Genomic DNA, 15,359 nt, shown 5'->3' on the forward strand with positions numbered 1-15,359 from the left:
AAGGAACGGTTCAATTATGGGTGATGTAGGGTTTATTCTGACGATTCTAATTAACTTCCTGCAAATCTATTCGGTTTTGCTCATTATTAGGGTTTTACTCACCTGGTTCCAAAGCGCGGGCTGGGCCGAACAGATTATCTCGTTTCTTAGCCCGATCACCGATCCCTATCTGAATCTCTTTCGATCGATCATCCCCCCGCTAGGAGGGATGGATTTTTCGCCGATTCTCGCCTTTCTCCTCCTCAACGTGGTACAGAATTTACTGGTCGCGGGGGCGAGTAGTCTGATCAGCAGTGGCTTCTAGATCGTGGGGTTGACACTACTGGTAAAACCCGACGCTTTGAATTGTTCCAGTTTCAGCGGGGTCGGCTGATTTTCCGAGACGGAGATCCGGATCTCGAAATCGCTGACTCCCGGCGGAACTTCCGGGATCGAACCCACGCGACTCCGATTCTGTAAAACGGGTTCGCCGTTCGCGTCGTAAACACGGCCGAACACGTCGGCATCGTAAACGGTTTTCCCGGAATTATTTTTCGCTTTTCCGGTGATGAGAAAACAATAGGCGGGATAACTGGTTCCCCCGCTAGTAACGCTTCCTTCCGCTAACTCCGGCGGACAGTCTTTGTAAGAAATATCGGTGAGTTGAATCGAGGTCAGGGCTAGGGCGAACGGGACGAACAGCCAACCCGACAGCCAGAAGAGAACGGAAAGCAAACAGACGATAATCGATCGAGATCTCATAGGTGAACGGTTTTACGGTATGATTTCCCCATCCATCAGATTATCGTGAATCGTCTTCGTCGCGGATCGCTTTTTCGGGGAACGCATGGAACGAGCAGAGATCGAAACCGCCCTTAAAGCCGCTTTTCTCCAGTGCGAGAACCATCTAGTGCCGTTAAACGAACAACAGAAAGAAATTTTACTGCAAGCATTTCTAGACACCGAAACCCTCGCGGACGGTAATCCCCTCGACGAGTTATCCGCGCGAGAACGAGAGACGTTACTGGAATTCATCCGCGAGCGAGAGAGCGAGAATCTTTCCTGGAAAGGGAGTATTTTGAACGATTGGCTCAACGATCGCCCCTCCGGAACGGTACAATTTATCCGCGATCGCTACGGGTTGAGTTGGTTGAATCGGGTTCAGCCGATCCACTGGCAGGAATATTTACAACGGGTGGGATTGACGCGGGAGAAACTACAGATCGGTGATTCGATCGAGGTTTCCAACGGCCTCTGGGAATGGGTGCGCGAGGACGATCCAGGTAGCAGGGAATGGTATCCCTGTCAAGTGATCGGCCTGCGCGACGAGGACGAATCGGAGACCGCGAGTTGTACCGTCCGCTTCGAGACCGGCGAGGAGTTCGAGATTCAAGGGATCTACCAGTGGAATCGGGTGAACTGGCGCTTTCGATCGATCGGTTAGGGAAATCGTTCGAGATCGGCGAGTTACCGGGAAACCCCTTTTTATTCAACTATCAATCGGCGAACGCGGAGAGAATCGCCATCCCCGACGGGGGGAGATCGATCGAGACCGTGGCGCGTCCGTCGGTGTGATAATCTACGACAACGGTTTCTTTCGGGGGCGAATCTTTTAACTGCCCTTCATTCCAATCGCCGCGATAGAGATAGGTGAGATGGGAACCGCGTGGATGGATAGAAGCATCGATCGTCACGTCCGCGCCGCGATTTTCCAGGCTATGACTGTTGAAAACGATAAGAACTTCCGTATTGTAATGTACCATCGACCAGGCGATGACCTCGCCGCTCGGGGGTAACGCGAACGGATAACCCGCGTAGGAAGTCTCGCGGGGATAGAGAAAACCGCGCCGTAGGGTTCGCCCGATCGATTTCCGACCGTTGCGTAAACGAGCGATCGCCGCGATCCTGACATACGTGGGATGATCCGGGTTAAAAAAGTGACAGCCCGCGGTCGCGAAAGCCCCGAAAGCCCCCCCGAACATATCCTCGCGCACGTAGCGATCCTCCGCGAAACGACGCGGTTCGACACTGTAATCGTGATAGCCCTCGTTGCCGTCGAAAGCCTGTTCGGTTCCGTAATAGATCGAGGGAATGCCTGGGATCGTTAGCTGGATGCCGACAACGTGCGCCACCTGTTGATAGAGATCCACCGCGGGATTATTCGCGGCGAAACGCTCTTTTCTCGCCCGCGAGGACATATCGTGATCGTCGAGGACGTTGACCACGAACTGCCCCGTTTGCAGTGCCAATCCGGTCGCCTGCTTGTCGTCGTACATGGCGAAGAAATCCCGCGAACCGATTAATCCTTTGGCTAATCCGGTCAATAAACCCGGCCCCCGGTTGATTCCCAGTACCGCGTTAAGATTACGGCCGAAAAGATCCACGTAGCTAGGGGCGATACTGGCATCGGTGATCTCGCCGGTGATAAAGAAATTCTCCTTACCGATCGATTCGGCGAACTGATGGATGGCGCGACAGAAAATACCGCAGGCCGCCGGGGAAATGTGTTTCACCGCGTCGAGACGGAAACCGTCGCAGTCGGTGAGCGCGATCCAATACTCGTAGGCTTTAATAACGATCGGTAGGGTAACGGGATCTTCTAAATTTAAATCTTTCAGGTCGTAAAAGTCGCCGCGGCGGTACTGAACGAAGGGACTGAGCGGATCTTCCCACGGCGCGACCCCCCAATCGCCGATCTCGCCGGATCTCGTGTAAACGTCGATATTTTGAAATTCTTTCGGCCAGGCCCCATCTTCTAGGGTAATCGGTTCGGGAATACTTTTGCCCTCGCTCGATCGCCAGCCGTGGACGGGATAGGGAGGCGCGAAACGATAGGGCATGGTGCTTTTCGGTTCCGCGGTCAATTCATCGCGATAGAACCAATTATTGCCCGAATGGTTGAAAATAACGTCGAGAATGACGTACATTCCCCGATCGTGCGCCGCGTCGATTAAATCGCGCAGATCCTGCCGCGTCCCGAAACGGGGATCGATCTCCAGAAAGTTCTGAATCCCGTAGCCGTGATAGGTTTCCAGATCGACGCGCTGTTTCCACGGCGGATTGATCCAGAGGGTAGTCACTCCCAACCCCTGTAAATAATCCAGTTTGCTGGTGATGCCGCGAATTTTCCCGCCGGTAAATCGATCGCCCGCGGCCATCCAGGTGGCCTTATCGTGGACTTTATAGGTATCGGGGTGACGGTAATCGAACATCGGTCGATCTCCCTCGTTCCCGTCACTGAATCGATCGGGTAATAATTGATAGAAGATCTGATCGCGCCAGGTACGCGGACTCGGATACACCCGGCCGCGGGGGGTGAGATCCACATCCTCCAGCGAACGCGGCGATTCGCTATCGATCGGGGTTTTGGTGGCCATAATCTTGAATTTGAAAAAATTTTCTCCGTTATTTTAAGGGGCGATCGAGAGAGAACCCTGTAAACTTAAGCAAGTCTCAATTTGTAGAAACGGCTACCGAAAATCGATCGATCTTTCCATCATGCGAACGCTGTATTTTCTCTTACCCGGTACAACCAAACCCTTCGGGGGCGGGGGACTGTGGGCCGAATTAAAAACCGTGAACCTCGCCCGTCGGATCTGTCCGGCGGAAATCGTTACCTACCGTCAGCGCGAGGCGGATTGTTTATTTTTAAAGGACATTATCGACAAAATCGATACAGAAGATAGTATTTTCGTCGTAAGTTGGGGTTTTGACGTTCCGAAACTGGTGAGGGAACTGGGATCGCGAAATCTTCTCTATCACGCCCATAGTGCCGGGTACGGTTTTCGTCTTCCCTCCCGTATCCCGATCCTCACCGTCAGCCGGAACACGATGGGCTACTGGGGCGAAAAAGCCCCGAATTCGCTGATTTATTACCTCCCTAACCAGATCGGCGAGGAGTTCCGTCCGCTGGGTTTGGAACGCGATATCGATGTGCTGGTACAGGGGCGAAAATCGTCGAAATATTTACTCGATCGATTGGTTCCCGCGCTTCGTTCCCGTTGTCGCGTCAAGGTTCTCGACGGTTTTGTAGACGATCTCGCGGGATTATTCAACCGTAGTAAGATATATCTCTACGATTCCGCGGAATACTGGGCGGTAAGCGGTGTTACCGAGGGTTTCGGACTACCGCCGATGGAAGCGCTCGCCTGCGGGTGCGAGGTGTTTTCCAGTGTCAATAGCGCCCTCGCGGATTATCTCGATCCGGGTTTCAACTGCCGGAAAATCGGCGCTTACTCCCTACAATACGATGTCGATCGAATTCTCGCGGCGGTGAGTGATTTTCCCTCCCGTCCCGTTCCCGAGAGCTTTTTCGAGGAATATGGGGAAGAAAATCTCGTTAAACGCTTATCGGTTATTTTACAGGAGATTAACGAGTTTTTCGATATTCAATCCCGCTATCGGGGCGATATCGAGGGGTTAGATTTCTGGCGGCTGAAACAATTGTGGCTGGATCGATCGCTGGCCAAAGTCAAAAAGAAATTTTTAAAATAGACGAAAAACCCTATGTATCACGTTATCTACGACGGGAATTGCAACCTCTGCGTTACTTTTACCCGATTACTGGAACAGTTCGATCGAGGGGAAATTTTCACCTATATCCCCATGCAAGAGGTCGCCATCTTAGAAAGTTTCGGCATCACCCCGAAAGATTGCGAGATGGGCATGATCCTCATCGATGGTGATAACCCCGCGCGACGCTGGCAGGGAAGCGACGCGGCCGAGGAAATTATCCGTCTGCTACCGGTGGGCGAAATGTTCGTCCTCGCGTACCGCGCGTTACCGGGGGCGAAATGGCTGGGCGATCGCACCTACGAACAGATCCGCGACAATCGTTATCAATGGTTCGGTAAACGTGCGGAAACCTATCGCCCCGCGTATCCCTTCGGTTGTTCGGGGCAAGATTCGGGAGTGAGAGGTTAAAACCGGATTTCCGCGCGTTCGGGAAAATCGCTCGCCTCCCGACAATCCGGGGTATCTAGAACCGAAAGTGACCGCTATCTCCGGCGCCACCATGTCACCCCGGCCAGGGTAAAACCGAGTAGGGGCATAAACACGATCGAGATCCAGAAAACCGCGTTCGCTTGCAGGGGAGTGAGATTCAGCCGGCGATTTTCCGGTTTCTTAGGACGGATGGAGAGCGTCGCGTTATCTCCCGCGGTTAACCACGCCACGGAATTGAGAAAAATATCGCCGTTTAACTGCTCTTGGAAGAAACCATCGAGGGCGAAGGTGGAGTTGCCGATCACGATTAATTTGCTGTCTTTTTTCGGCGGTTTGGCGGTTCGCGTTAGGGCGACTCCCAGATCGAAGGGGCCGGGAACATCTCGACCGGCATCGAACTGAAGAGTCGGCGAACTTAGGTCGCTTTCGGCCCACATTTTCTCGTTGGTAATTAATAGGGATACCGCTTCCACACCATCGACGGGAACGGTAGCGATCGGGCGCGCGTTCGGGAAAATCGAGATTCCATTGCCGAAATCGCGGGTAATCGGATGATTCCCGTAATCGGTGATAATCGGCGACGCGGGCCCGAGTTCGAGCAGTCTGCCCGCACCCGATCCGTCGATGATTAAACGTTTATCGAGTTTTACGCCCCATTCCTTGAGAAGATCGTCTAATCCCGCGTCGGTTTGCGGATCGAGAAGTAGGAATAATTTCCCGCCTTTATCGGCGTAGTTTTTCAGCGCGGTCACTTCTTGGGGGAAAAGTTTTCGGGTCGGCCCGGCGATGATGATAACATCGGCGTTATCGGGAATGCCCGATCGCTGTACCAGATTTAACGGTTCGACTTTATAGCCTTTACTTTCTAAATTGTTCACCGCTTGAACGAGGCCGCCCTCGGGTTTGCCGATCTCGGGTTCCCCGTGGCCCTGGAGGAAATACGCGGTCAGGGTGCGGTTCGATCGGATCGTTTCGATCGCGTTACTTAATTTCGCCTCGGTTAAGGTTTCCCCCTCGACGAGCGTTTTAATCGGTTGTTTTTTATCCCCGTATTGTAGATAGGCTCTATAAAGGATATTGTCCGAGAGTTTTTTAAATTCTCCGGCGATGTTGGGCTTTTTTTCGGGGTCGATAAACTCGTACTCGAACCGGGAATTTTCGCGGCGATAGTTGGTGAGAAGTTCCTCTTCGTTCGGATCATTACCTCCCTTGGAGAAGATGAATACTTTGACCGGTTGTTGTAGATCCGCGAGGAGTCGATCGGTCTGCGGGGAGAGGCTATACAGTTGTTTTTCGGTGAAATCGACGCGGACGGGATCGCGGGTGGCGAGAAAGTTAATCAGACCGACAAGTGCCAGAACGATTAGCGTGGTAATCAGGGTATGGGTTCCCGCACGGGTCGATCGTTTCTGCCAGAATCCCCGCGGTAACGCGAGAAATAACCAGGCGATTAAAATGATAATCCCGATCGAGGCGAGAGCGATCGGGACGGGCGACCATTGCCCCGAAACAAAACCCGCGACCAAACCGGCACTGATAAAAATTAAAGCGGGAATATAGAGAAATTTACGGTAGGTTTTGAACTGCATAAGGATTAGTTTCTCTGAAAGCGGGAGGCTTCGATCGCCTGGGAGGTTAAAAAGATGCCGAGAAAGATATAACTGAGGAATAAAACCAGACTGCTACTATCGAAAATTCCTAGAACGAAGTTATTGAACGACTCGAACCAAGACAGATGAGAGAGAATTTCTTTGCAGAAAAATCCGATTCTTTCCCCCAAATCCCCGCCGATTCTATCCCGAAAGAAGGATTCCACGTTCCCCGCGATCACGTCGAGAAGCCAGGCCACGAGAACGACGATAAAGGTGACGATATACGATATAATATTGTTACCCGTGATCGCGGAAATAAACATCCCGATCGAAAAAATCGACGAGGCGAGAAGAAGTAATCCGAGATGGGAAAGTAAAATTCCTTGGAGATTCACCGGGGGACTCGCCGCGCTGAAAATCACGATCTCGTAGATCCAGAAAGGCACGATCATCACGGTAAATAGAGCGATCGTTCCCAGTAATTTCCCCAGCGCCACACTCCAATTGGTTAACGGGGAAGTGGCTAGTAATTCTAAAGTTCCCTGTTTCTTTTCATCGGTATATAATCCCATCGATAGCGCGGGCAATAAAACCAATAATAGCGAGGGCAAAAGCGAACCGATAAAAGTGGTGAGGAATTCGTAAACCACATCTCTAGACACGGGTAAGCCCGATCGTTCCTGATTGGCGATAGCGAGAATAATCCCGTAGAGCAGAGAATTGAAGAAAAAGCCCGCTATCAACCAGAATACCGCCACGATAATGTAGGCGGTAGGAGAGGTAAAATAACCGAGGAATTCTTTCCGAAAAATCGCCCAAATGTTATTGATCATGATTCTGTTCCTGTCGATCGATATCGTGACCGATTACCTCTAAAAAGACATCTTCCAAGGTGGGACGTACCCGACGCATTTCTTCTAACCCCAAGCCGCTATTGACCACGATCGAGGCGATTTCCGAGCCGATATTCGCGCCCGATCGACAGCTAATCTTCAAAAAAGACGGACGGGGATTCTCGACCCTTTCCACGTCGGGAATATTAGAAATCATCGGGATAATCTCGCTCACGTCCCCCTCGACCTCGATTTCATAGCCGGAACTTTTCGGGATTTCCGTATCGATATCGGTGGCGACAACGCGGCCGCGGTTAATAATCGTCGCCCGATCGCAGGTGATACTAACTTCCGGTAAAATGTGCGTCGAGAGAATAATCGTGTGCTCTCCCGCGAGACTTTTAATTAAATTTCTCACCTCGATAATCTGTTTCGGGTCGAGGCCGACGGTCGGTTCATCGAGGATAATTACCGGGGGATCGTGAACGATCGCCTGCGCGATACCGACGCGTTGTTTATAGCCTTTAGAAAGCTTGCGGATAATCACTTTCCGCTTATCGAGAAGTTGACAACGATCGAGGACGAAATCGACCCGTTTGCCTCGATCGCCCGCGGCCACTCCCTTGATCCGGGCCACGAAATCCAGAAACCCCTCGACGGTCATTTCCGGGTAAAGGGGCGGATTTTCGGGCAGATAACCGATATTACGGCGAACGTCCAGCGATCGATCGTGTACATCGAATCCCGCGATTCTTGCCGTCCCGGAGGTCGCGGGGATATAACCGGAGAGAATTCGCATGGTGGTGGTCTTTCCCGCGCCATTGGGACCGAGAAAGCCGAGAATTTCCCCCTTACCGACGCTGAAACTCACATCGGCGATCGCGGTCGTCGTCCCGTAGATCTTGCTGAGGTTTTCGACTTCAATCATGGAGTACCCGCGTGAATTCAGTGATCCATTATCCCCCGATCGGGTAACTTCGATCGGGCGGGAAATCCTCTGAGCGGCCGAGATCCCTCAACCGATCCCGCTAATATGCACGACGATCTCGCGCTGGTGACGACCTTTCCGATGTTCCCAGAGATAGATTCCCTGCCACGTTCCCAACACTAATCTACCGTTAGAAATGGGGATCTGTTCGGAGGTGCGCGTTAAGACCGATCGAATGTGCGCGGGCATATCGTCCGCTCCCTCGGTCGTGTGGAGATATAAACTCGGATCTTCCGGGACTAATTTCGCGAAAAAGTTGGCCAGATCGGTTAATACATCGGGATCGGCATTTTCTTGAATAATCAATGACGCGGACGTGTGACGGATGAATAACGTACATAATCCCGTTTTCACTCCCGATTCGGCCACGATCGATTCGACTTGGGAGGTGATTCGATGGAAATTTTTCGGGCTGGTTTTAACGGTGAGGTTTTTTTGATAGTGTTTCATGGGAAATGTAGACAGGATATCATCACTTCAATCACGCGGGATCACGGCTGATTTTCTAACACTTCGAGAAATTTTTCCTCGATCGAAGTCAGGAACGGGCGATCGATCTTTCCGAGAGTTTCCAGAAAATTCCGCACCGATTCGTCGTGTTTGGCTTTAGATAGACGGTACAATCGTTCCCGTAATCGGTACAATTCCTCCCGATGACGCGGAGAATAATACACCTCCCGCAAATTCTCGATCTTCACCTGAATTACCGCGTCCCAAGTGGCGACGGAACAGGAAAAGGTGTGAACTTCCACGACGACGCACCATTGTCCCGCTCGTTTCCGTAAATCGGGATTGCCTTTCGGGAGAAGGGTACAGATATCGCCCGCGCGGTAGGGATTGGGAACGGGACAGCGTTCCCGAAGGCGATCGAGCGCGCTAACGTCGGTTTGCCGTTGATTTTCTTTACTTCTCGTCGGTGTGGGATTTTTTCTCATTCTCTCGATCGACTCCTTTCGGGAACGGTGAACAGAACTCCCGCTCCCTTCAAATAAAGGTGATTTTTCCATATTTTCCGTACTTTTTTAGCTAGAATCAATCGATTTAAAAACTCGTTTTTTTTAGCGATTTTATTGAGTTTTTAAGCTTTGGAAAAATAGTCAAAACTCAAGCGTTTAATAGAGGATTAGATAGTCAGAAAAATTACTATATCATGAATGGTGCAGTTTTTGTAATTAAAATTTTCTTAAAGCGATCGAGCGATTTTTTTCAAAGAACTCCTGTATTTACTAGCGATTAGTTAATACTAAATTACTGTGAAAAACCAAGGATAAGCTGTGGAAAAAGCCCGAACAACGCGGGGAAAATTCCGGGGAAAACTTTCCTCGATCGCCGTGTCCGAGAAGGCAGGAGGGAAACCGGGACTCCCGGCGAATATTTTCCCCTTTAAATGCCGTGACTTTTGCCGATCACCCAATGACGGCGGAAAAAGCGAGCGAGAGAGGTTTCTTCTAAGGATAGATAAATCGGTCTTCCGTGGGGACAGGTGCGGGGATTTCGAGTATTCTGCCAATCTTCCAGTAATTCCTGCATTTTTTCGATCGATAGCGGGGTTCCGTTGCGGATCGCGCTCCGACAGGCAACCGCCACCCGCGCCGTTTGTAAGTCCCCTCCCCAGCTTAATTCCAGTAACGCGTCCGATCGATCGTCCCGTTCGGCTAAAAGCGCGGGAATACTGCGAATCGCCCACGATCGCTCGCCGAATTCGTCGATATCGATGCCGATTCTCTGCAATTGCTCGATCTGTTCCGCGGCGAGTCGATCGACAATTACCGGACTCTCCAGCGGAACGATTTTCCACTGATCCTCCAATCGCTCGAAAAGAACCCTTTCGTGCGCGATATGCTGTTCCACCAACCACAGCCCATTCGGGTGTTCGGCGACAATATAAGTATTGTTCACCTGCGCGACGGCTTTGAGATTCAGTAAATTATCCCGCGGGCGATCGGGTATCTGATAGGGCGTTTTTTCTTCCGCCGCCTTGAGAACGCGAGTTACCCGCTGATTATGAGCTTTTTCGGGAATCTGTTCGCTATGGAGACGGAAAGCCCGTTCGATCGAGCCGATCGCCTGTTCCTGCCAGAAGGGGAGCGAGTGCAAGTATATCTCCGCTTTCGCTGGGTGACGGTTCCAATCGATCGCGCTCGGATCGGTGTGCAGGTGTAGGAAACCGACGGGATAGCGATCTTTCGGCAGTGTACGGGCGAAACCCTGACAGAGTGACGATTCTAGGTCGGGACAGCGCACCACGCGACCGTTTACCGCGACTTTTACCCGATCGGGCAGACGACGGGACACTCGATCGGGTAGTCCGATCGCCAGTTCCAGGGTAGAAAGATTATGATCCGGCGCCTCGATCTCGGTTTGTAAGTACGCGAGATCGGATAAATGCAAGGATTTGATAATCTGCGGCAGAATATGCTGGCAACCGCTACCGGGGCTAATTTTAAACCAGTCTTTGCCGTCGAGAACCGTTTGCCAGGTGATATGGGGATGACAGAGGGCGATATCGTGAATGAGTGACTGTATATCCTTAATCTGGCGGGATTTCGGCGGTAAACCCTTACGCCGAACGGGAAAATCGCGAAAAATATGTTCCACCGTGACGATCGTGCCGGTGGCGATGGCGATCGTTTCTAACGATTCTAATTCCCCGTTCGTATTGTACGTTCCCCGCCAGCCCATTTCCTCGGAATTCCGACTGGCGATACTCAACCGCGCCACCCGCGCGATGCTGTGTAGCGCCTCCCCCCGGAATCCCAGACTGGTAATCTTCCACAGATCCTCGCGACGGCTGATTTTACTGGTGCTGTGGGGACGGCTACACAGTTCGAGATCCGCTACCGACATTCCCCTGCCGTTATCGGTGACACGTATTCGCCAGAGTTCGGGGGAGAGGGAAACGGTAATTCGATCGGCCCCCGCGTCGATAGCGTTCTCGACCAATTCCCGCACCACCGCCGCTAGAGAGTCGATCACCTCTCCCGCCGCGATCAGATCGATCACGTCTTTCGGTAAAACTTGTATCGGCACGTAAGGAAGGTAACGAGCGGTGAGGTTACGAAAGGTAAAGGCCGTATGTAGCTGGATAGCCTTCGATCCGATCGATTTCTTTACAGTTTACTACGCTTTTCGGTAGTTGCGGGCTGGATTTGCCTCTCATATCCTATCGCGTCACGGGCGATCGATCCGGTTATCGAGCGTAACGGGTCGGGAGACAATACTTCTCGGATAGCGAGATTTCCCCATTCACGAGGATACTGAAACTCTTGGGATTGCGTAGGTGAGAAGCCCGGAAAAATCCATCAATTCAGTCGAGGTAGTTGCGACAAAATTGCTGATCGATCTATAATGGTTTTGTCTTCGAGATAGTTCTGGTAGCAGCGATTGCGTTTAGAATTCGTTCAGGGGACTAGATGGTCATTGTCAGGTAGCGAGTACAGGCAATTTCCACGTAGGCGCGATGCCGCGGTCTAGCACAAAATTTTTGGAAATTCAATGAAAAAAAATTCACGCAACCGATTGCGGCGGGAGATTATTATACTGCTGCTGAAGTGCATCATCTCGCTTGTTCTGCATCCATTTCTCTCAATGAGTTCCGTGGATCGATCGACGATCGATTGCATTCCGAGTCCGGGAAATGATCCGAATTTTCCAAGAGAGATTCGCCAACTTCCTGATCAGGGGTAGGGTAAGTGTTTCGGGACGGCTTCACGGTCGTCCCGCAATACTTCTCGGATAGGACCATTGACCCGTTCACAAAGATACTGAAACCTTCGGTCTGCCGTAGGCGAGATCCCCTAAAAAATCCTTAACCGAGAGGTATTGGGTCGGGAGACTTGACAAACAACTTCGCGATTTGCTAAGTTTAGGGTCTATGCCTGTACATTGGATTGGGAGATTGGGTATGCACAATACGAAAAATTGTAAGAGGAAAATCATCGATGAACGTTATTTCGGAATCCGCCCTCAAAAGATTTTGGGAAATCCATTCAGAATCTAAAATCGGACTGAAACGCTGGTATACACAGGCTAAACAAGCTAACTGGCGGAGTTTCCAAGATGTTCGCGATACATTTCCTTCCGCCGATCTGGTAGCGAACTTCGTAGTATTCAATATCGGCGGTAACAACTATCGGTTAATCACCTTTATCGACTTTCAAGCTGGTAAACTTTTTATCCGAAATGTGTTAACTCACGCGGAATATGATAAAGAGCGATGGAAACAAGATGACTGGTACAAATCTTAAAAATAAATTCACCTATGCTCGTAACAGATGACTATTTAGCGTTACTACATAAGTTTCCCCCTCGTCCGATCCGTAACGACGAGGAACTAGAAGCGACACAGGAAGTTGTGAACTCTCTTTTAGATAAACCGAGTTTGACGGTAGAAGAACGAGATTATCTAAATGTTCTCGGTACTTTAATTTATGATTACGAGCAAACTCTAGATCCGATCATTGATGTTCATGGTGTCGAGCTTTTAAAGTTTTTAATCGAAGCGGATAATCTCCGGCAGAAAGATCTCGTACCGATTTTTAAAACCGAGTCGATCGTCTCCGAGGTTTTAAACGGAAAACGGGATTTAACCGCGAGACATATTCAGGAATTAGCGGAGTTTTTTCAAATTTCTCCCGCTCTATTTTTCCCGCTCGATAAAAAGGAATAAAATCTATCGATCGAGCCGCGCGAGTTCTTCCCGAACCACTCTCCGTAAAGTTTCTTCTAAAGGTTCGCGTTCTCGATCGATATGTTGTCGTAGTGCTTCATTGATCAACGTCTGATAGTTCCCACCGTTCGCGATATGAACCCGTTCGCGAAACCAAGCCAGAATATCATCATCTAATCGAATCGTGATCCGGGTTTTCCCCGGTGGTGTCGGTTCGATCGCCCCGCGTTTTCCCTGACTAAAATCGTATTCAGATTCCATCTCGTATTCTGGTTCCATTTTTAAAATTCTTCCTCATATTGTTTTCGCTCTTTTCGAGTCGCTGTACGGGCGGAAATAAGCCTGATCTCATCTCCACGCAACGTATATACAACTACCAAGACTCTACCGAAAGCATCTATCCCGATGGTAATAAACCGTTCCTCTTCAAACCGATTGTCGGGGATGGTAATTGCCAGATAGTCCTCGAAAACCGATACAGCATCCGCGAAGTCGATACCGTGTTTCCGAAGATTGGCGATCGCTTTATCGGGATTCCATTGATAGACCATCTCGATTATAGTATGCACATCCGTACATACTACCAAGAATCGAGCTTATAACCCCGATCGCTCGGCCCGCGAATTCCAGAGCTAGAATAGGGAAAACGACTCATCATTAACCGCCATGAGTAAGGGATTCCATCACGAACTCAAAACCCAAGGATTGATCCTCGGTTCTTTCGTCGCCACTTTCTGGATCGTCGAAATCCTCGATCGATTCGTTTTTAACGATCGACTAGATCTTTTCGGCATAATTCCCCATAATCTCGTGGGACTGCGGGGAATACTCTTCGCTCCGTTCCTACACGCGGGATTCCCGCACCTGATCGCCAATACCGTCCCTTTTCTCGTCCTCGGCTGGTTCGTCATGCTCCAGGAAACCAGCGATTTCTTTATCGTCACCGCGCTAACCATGCTCGTCGGTGGTTTGGGAGTCTGGCTGTTCGCGGTGCCGGGTTCGATTCACGTCGGCGCGAGTATTCTGATCTTCGGGTATTTAGGATTTCTGTTATTTCGAGGGTATTTCCAGCGAAATATTCCCTCGATCTTGCTGTCGCTTCTCGTCGGTTTTCTCTACGGGGGCGCGATCTGGGGCGTTTTACCTACCCAACACGGCATTTCCTGGCAGGGACATCTTTTCGGCTTCCTCGGAGGGGTTCTCGCCGCTAAATTAATCGCCACCGAGAAAAAACACTATTCCTAGACGGGCGATCCCTCGATCTCGCTACAAACCTCGTAAAATTCGGTCACGGGAGGTTTGGCGAATAGGGGGGCCATCGACTTCATGATCAGTTCGTGAGCCTCGGTTTTATTGGCTTCCATGTCCTCGATCCGATCCCACATGATCACCGCGATTCCCTCGTCGGTTCCGGGTTTTTGTAGGAGAAAAGCGCCTTTAAAGCCGGTGGAATAGCTGGAAACCGCTTTTTCGTAGAGTTTTTGGGCTTCCCCGAAACAGCCTGGCTTAAATTCACCGATCGCCACGTAAGCGTATTTATGTTTGAGAAAATCTAAAAATTCGCGCATGATGATGGAGGAAAAATTAAGTAATTATCACTACTTATTATTAAAGCTCGGATCGATCGACTCCGGGAGAATACGCAATATTTTTTGATGTTCTAAAATCAAACTTAACTTGTACTCGGATACTCGGTTTCTGTCGCGTTCGTTCCCGTTTCGATGGCGAATAGCCGTAATTCTTGCCCGTAATAGCGCTCCGTTATTCCCATCGATCGCATCCCTAACCTTTCCGTGACCCGAATCGAATTCCGGTTATCGGGATGAATGACGGCATAGATAATCGGTAATTGTAACGTTTTAAAACCGTATTCTAGAATCACTCGCGCCGCTTCGGTGACGTATCCCCGTCCCCAACAATCGCGCCGCGAATGCCAGCCGATCTCGATTTCTTCCGTAAGATTTCCCGCGTTATCGGGTAAATTTTGCAAGATAATCGAACCGATCGCTTCGCCGGTTTCTCGATCGATCATCGCCCACCAATCCAATCCATTCCCTCGCTCGCGGAGGGTTCGTAACTTCTGACCGAAAAAATCGCCTAAAGATTCAGCGGAGGTAGCTAAACGGCGGATCGTCGGCAGAAATTCCGTTACTTCCGGCTCTCGATAGATCGCGAAAAAAGCTTCCCTATCCTCGGGAAATAACCAGGGACGGAGAATCATTCGATCGCTTTCCAGAACTTTACTCATCGCGTCGTTGATCGGGGAATCGATTTTCATTTCTTACCGTCTCGAAATCCCCAAAATGATCACTTTACAAAATACATCTAATCTGGTGGTTAATCCTTCGATCGAT

At 50.4% G+C, this 15,359-nt stretch carries 19 protein-coding genes; 7 read left to right on the forward strand and 12 right to left on the reverse strand.

Going from position 1 to position 15,359, the window contains the following annotated elements:
• Window positions 1-16: 16 nt before the first annotated feature.
• On the forward strand, window positions 17-304 hold the full coding sequence (locus V0288_RS07245) for a YggT family protein (protein WP_332864387.1): 288 nt from the start codon (window positions 17-19) through the stop codon (window positions 302-304).
• Here V0288_RS07245 and V0288_RS07250 read toward each other — a convergent pair.
• Entirely contained in the window at window positions 301-741 is a 441-nt protein-coding gene (locus tag V0288_RS07250) for a hypothetical protein (protein WP_332864388.1), read from the reverse strand. The genes V0288_RS07245 and V0288_RS07250 overlap by 4 nt on opposite strands.
• A gap of 85 nt (window positions 742-826) precedes the next feature.
• Between V0288_RS07250 and V0288_RS07255 the strand changes: the two genes are divergently transcribed.
• Window positions 827-1,423, forward strand: coding sequence for a tudor domain-containing protein (locus tag V0288_RS07255; RefSeq protein ID WP_332864389.1), 597 nt, complete (start codon window positions 827-829; stop codon window positions 1,421-1,423).
• A 52-nt stretch (window positions 1,424-1,475) separates the two neighbouring features.
• On the opposite strand, the gene V0288_RS07260 is transcribed toward V0288_RS07255, so the two are convergent.
• Window positions 1,476-3,356 (reverse strand): alpha-amylase family glycosyl hydrolase, encoded by a 1,881-nt coding sequence (locus V0288_RS07260; protein WP_332864390.1) that lies wholly within the window; start codon window positions 3,354-3,356, stop codon window positions 1,476-1,478.
• 121 nt (window positions 3,357-3,477) lie between these two features.
• On the opposite strand from V0288_RS07260, the gene V0288_RS07265 reads away from it, so the two are divergent.
• Entirely contained in the window at window positions 3,478-4,473 is a 996-nt protein-coding gene (locus V0288_RS07265) for a glycosyltransferase (protein ID WP_332864391.1), read from the forward strand.
• A gap of 12 nt (window positions 4,474-4,485) precedes the next feature.
• Complete coding sequence (locus tag V0288_RS07270; protein WP_332864392.1) at window positions 4,486-4,902, forward strand: thiol-disulfide oxidoreductase DCC family protein; 417 nt, start codon at window positions 4,486-4,488, stop codon at window positions 4,900-4,902.
• A 74-nt stretch (window positions 4,903-4,976) separates the two neighbouring features.
• On the opposite strand, the gene V0288_RS07275 is transcribed toward V0288_RS07270, so the two are convergent.
• From V0288_RS07275 to mutL, 6 genes are all read right to left on the reverse strand, one after another.
• Window positions 4,977-6,512, reverse strand: coding sequence for a GldG family protein (locus V0288_RS07275; protein WP_332864393.1), 1,536 nt, complete (start codon window positions 6,510-6,512; stop codon window positions 4,977-4,979).
• Window positions 6,513-6,517: 5 nt separating this feature from the next.
• Window positions 6,518-7,348, reverse strand: coding sequence for an ABC transporter permease (locus V0288_RS07280; protein WP_332864394.1), 831 nt, complete (start codon window positions 7,346-7,348; stop codon window positions 6,518-6,520).
• Window positions 7,338-8,276: an ABC transporter ATP-binding protein gene (locus V0288_RS07285; protein WP_332864395.1), complete on the reverse strand. Its 939-nt coding sequence runs from the start codon at window positions 8,274-8,276 to the stop codon at window positions 7,338-7,340. Before V0288_RS07285 ends, V0288_RS07280 begins: the two co-directional genes overlap by 11 nt.
• An 87-nt stretch (window positions 8,277-8,363) precedes the next feature.
• Window positions 8,364-8,786 (reverse strand): secondary thiamine-phosphate synthase enzyme YjbQ, encoded by a 423-nt coding sequence (locus tag V0288_RS07290; protein ID WP_332864397.1) that lies wholly within the window; start codon window positions 8,784-8,786, stop codon window positions 8,364-8,366.
• Between the two features lie 41 nt (window positions 8,787-8,827).
• A complete protein-coding gene (locus V0288_RS07295) occupies window positions 8,828-9,271 on the reverse strand; it encodes a hypothetical protein (RefSeq protein ID WP_332864398.1) in 444 nt (147 codons plus the stop codon).
• A gap of 448 nt (window positions 9,272-9,719) precedes the next feature.
• The gene (mutL, locus tag V0288_RS07300) at window positions 9,720-11,366 is read right to left on the reverse strand and encodes a DNA mismatch repair endonuclease MutL (protein ID WP_332864399.1); all 1,647 of its coding nucleotides are present in this window, start codon (window positions 11,364-11,366) and stop codon (window positions 9,720-9,722) included.
• Window positions 11,367-12,277: 911 nt separating this feature from the next.
• On the opposite strand from mutL, the gene V0288_RS07305 reads away from it, so the two are divergent.
• Window positions 12,278-12,583, forward strand: a complete 306-nt coding sequence (locus V0288_RS07305; RefSeq protein ID WP_332864400.1) for a type II toxin-antitoxin system HigB family toxin — start codon at window positions 12,278-12,280, stop codon at window positions 12,581-12,583.
• 14 nt (window positions 12,584-12,597) lie between these two features.
• Entirely contained in the window at window positions 12,598-13,005 is a 408-nt protein-coding gene (locus V0288_RS07310) for a helix-turn-helix domain-containing protein (RefSeq protein WP_332864401.1), read from the forward strand.
• Between the two features lie 3 nt (window positions 13,006-13,008).
• Here the strand turns inward: V0288_RS07310 and V0288_RS07315 are convergent, their stop codons facing one another.
• Both V0288_RS07315 and V0288_RS07320 read right to left on the reverse strand, forming a co-directional pair.
• The gene (locus tag V0288_RS07315) at window positions 13,009-13,266 is read right to left on the reverse strand and encodes a BrnA antitoxin family protein (RefSeq protein WP_422661927.1); all 258 of its coding nucleotides are present in this window, start codon (window positions 13,264-13,266) and stop codon (window positions 13,009-13,011) included.
• 20 nt (window positions 13,267-13,286) lie between these two features.
• Entirely contained in the window at window positions 13,287-13,556 is a 270-nt protein-coding gene (locus tag V0288_RS07320) for a BrnT family toxin (RefSeq protein WP_332864403.1), read from the reverse strand.
• Between the two features lie 115 nt (window positions 13,557-13,671).
• Here V0288_RS07320 and V0288_RS07325 point away from each other — a divergent pair, with 115 nt between their 5' ends.
• Window positions 13,672-14,250 carry a rhomboid family intramembrane serine protease gene (locus tag V0288_RS07325; protein WP_332864404.1) on the forward strand — a complete coding sequence of 193 codons (579 nt, stop codon included), beginning with the start codon at window positions 13,672-13,674 and terminating at the stop codon, window positions 14,248-14,250.
• Here V0288_RS07325 and V0288_RS07330 read toward each other — a convergent pair.
• Window positions 14,247-14,573: an antibiotic biosynthesis monooxygenase gene (locus V0288_RS07330; RefSeq protein ID WP_332864405.1), complete on the reverse strand. Its 327-nt coding sequence runs from the start codon at window positions 14,571-14,573 to the stop codon at window positions 14,247-14,249. The genes V0288_RS07325 and V0288_RS07330 overlap by 4 nt on opposite strands.
• Window positions 14,574-14,677: 104 nt before the next feature.
• Window positions 14,678-15,283 (reverse strand): GNAT family N-acetyltransferase, encoded by a 606-nt coding sequence (locus tag V0288_RS07335; RefSeq protein WP_332864406.1) that lies wholly within the window; start codon window positions 15,281-15,283, stop codon window positions 14,678-14,680.
• Between the last annotated feature and the right edge of the window lie 76 nt (window positions 15,284-15,359).

The organism is Pannus brasiliensis CCIBt3594, assembly GCF_036688125.1.
Lineage (GTDB): Bacteria > Cyanobacteriota > Cyanobacteriia > Cyanobacteriales > Microcystaceae > Pannus > Pannus brasiliensis.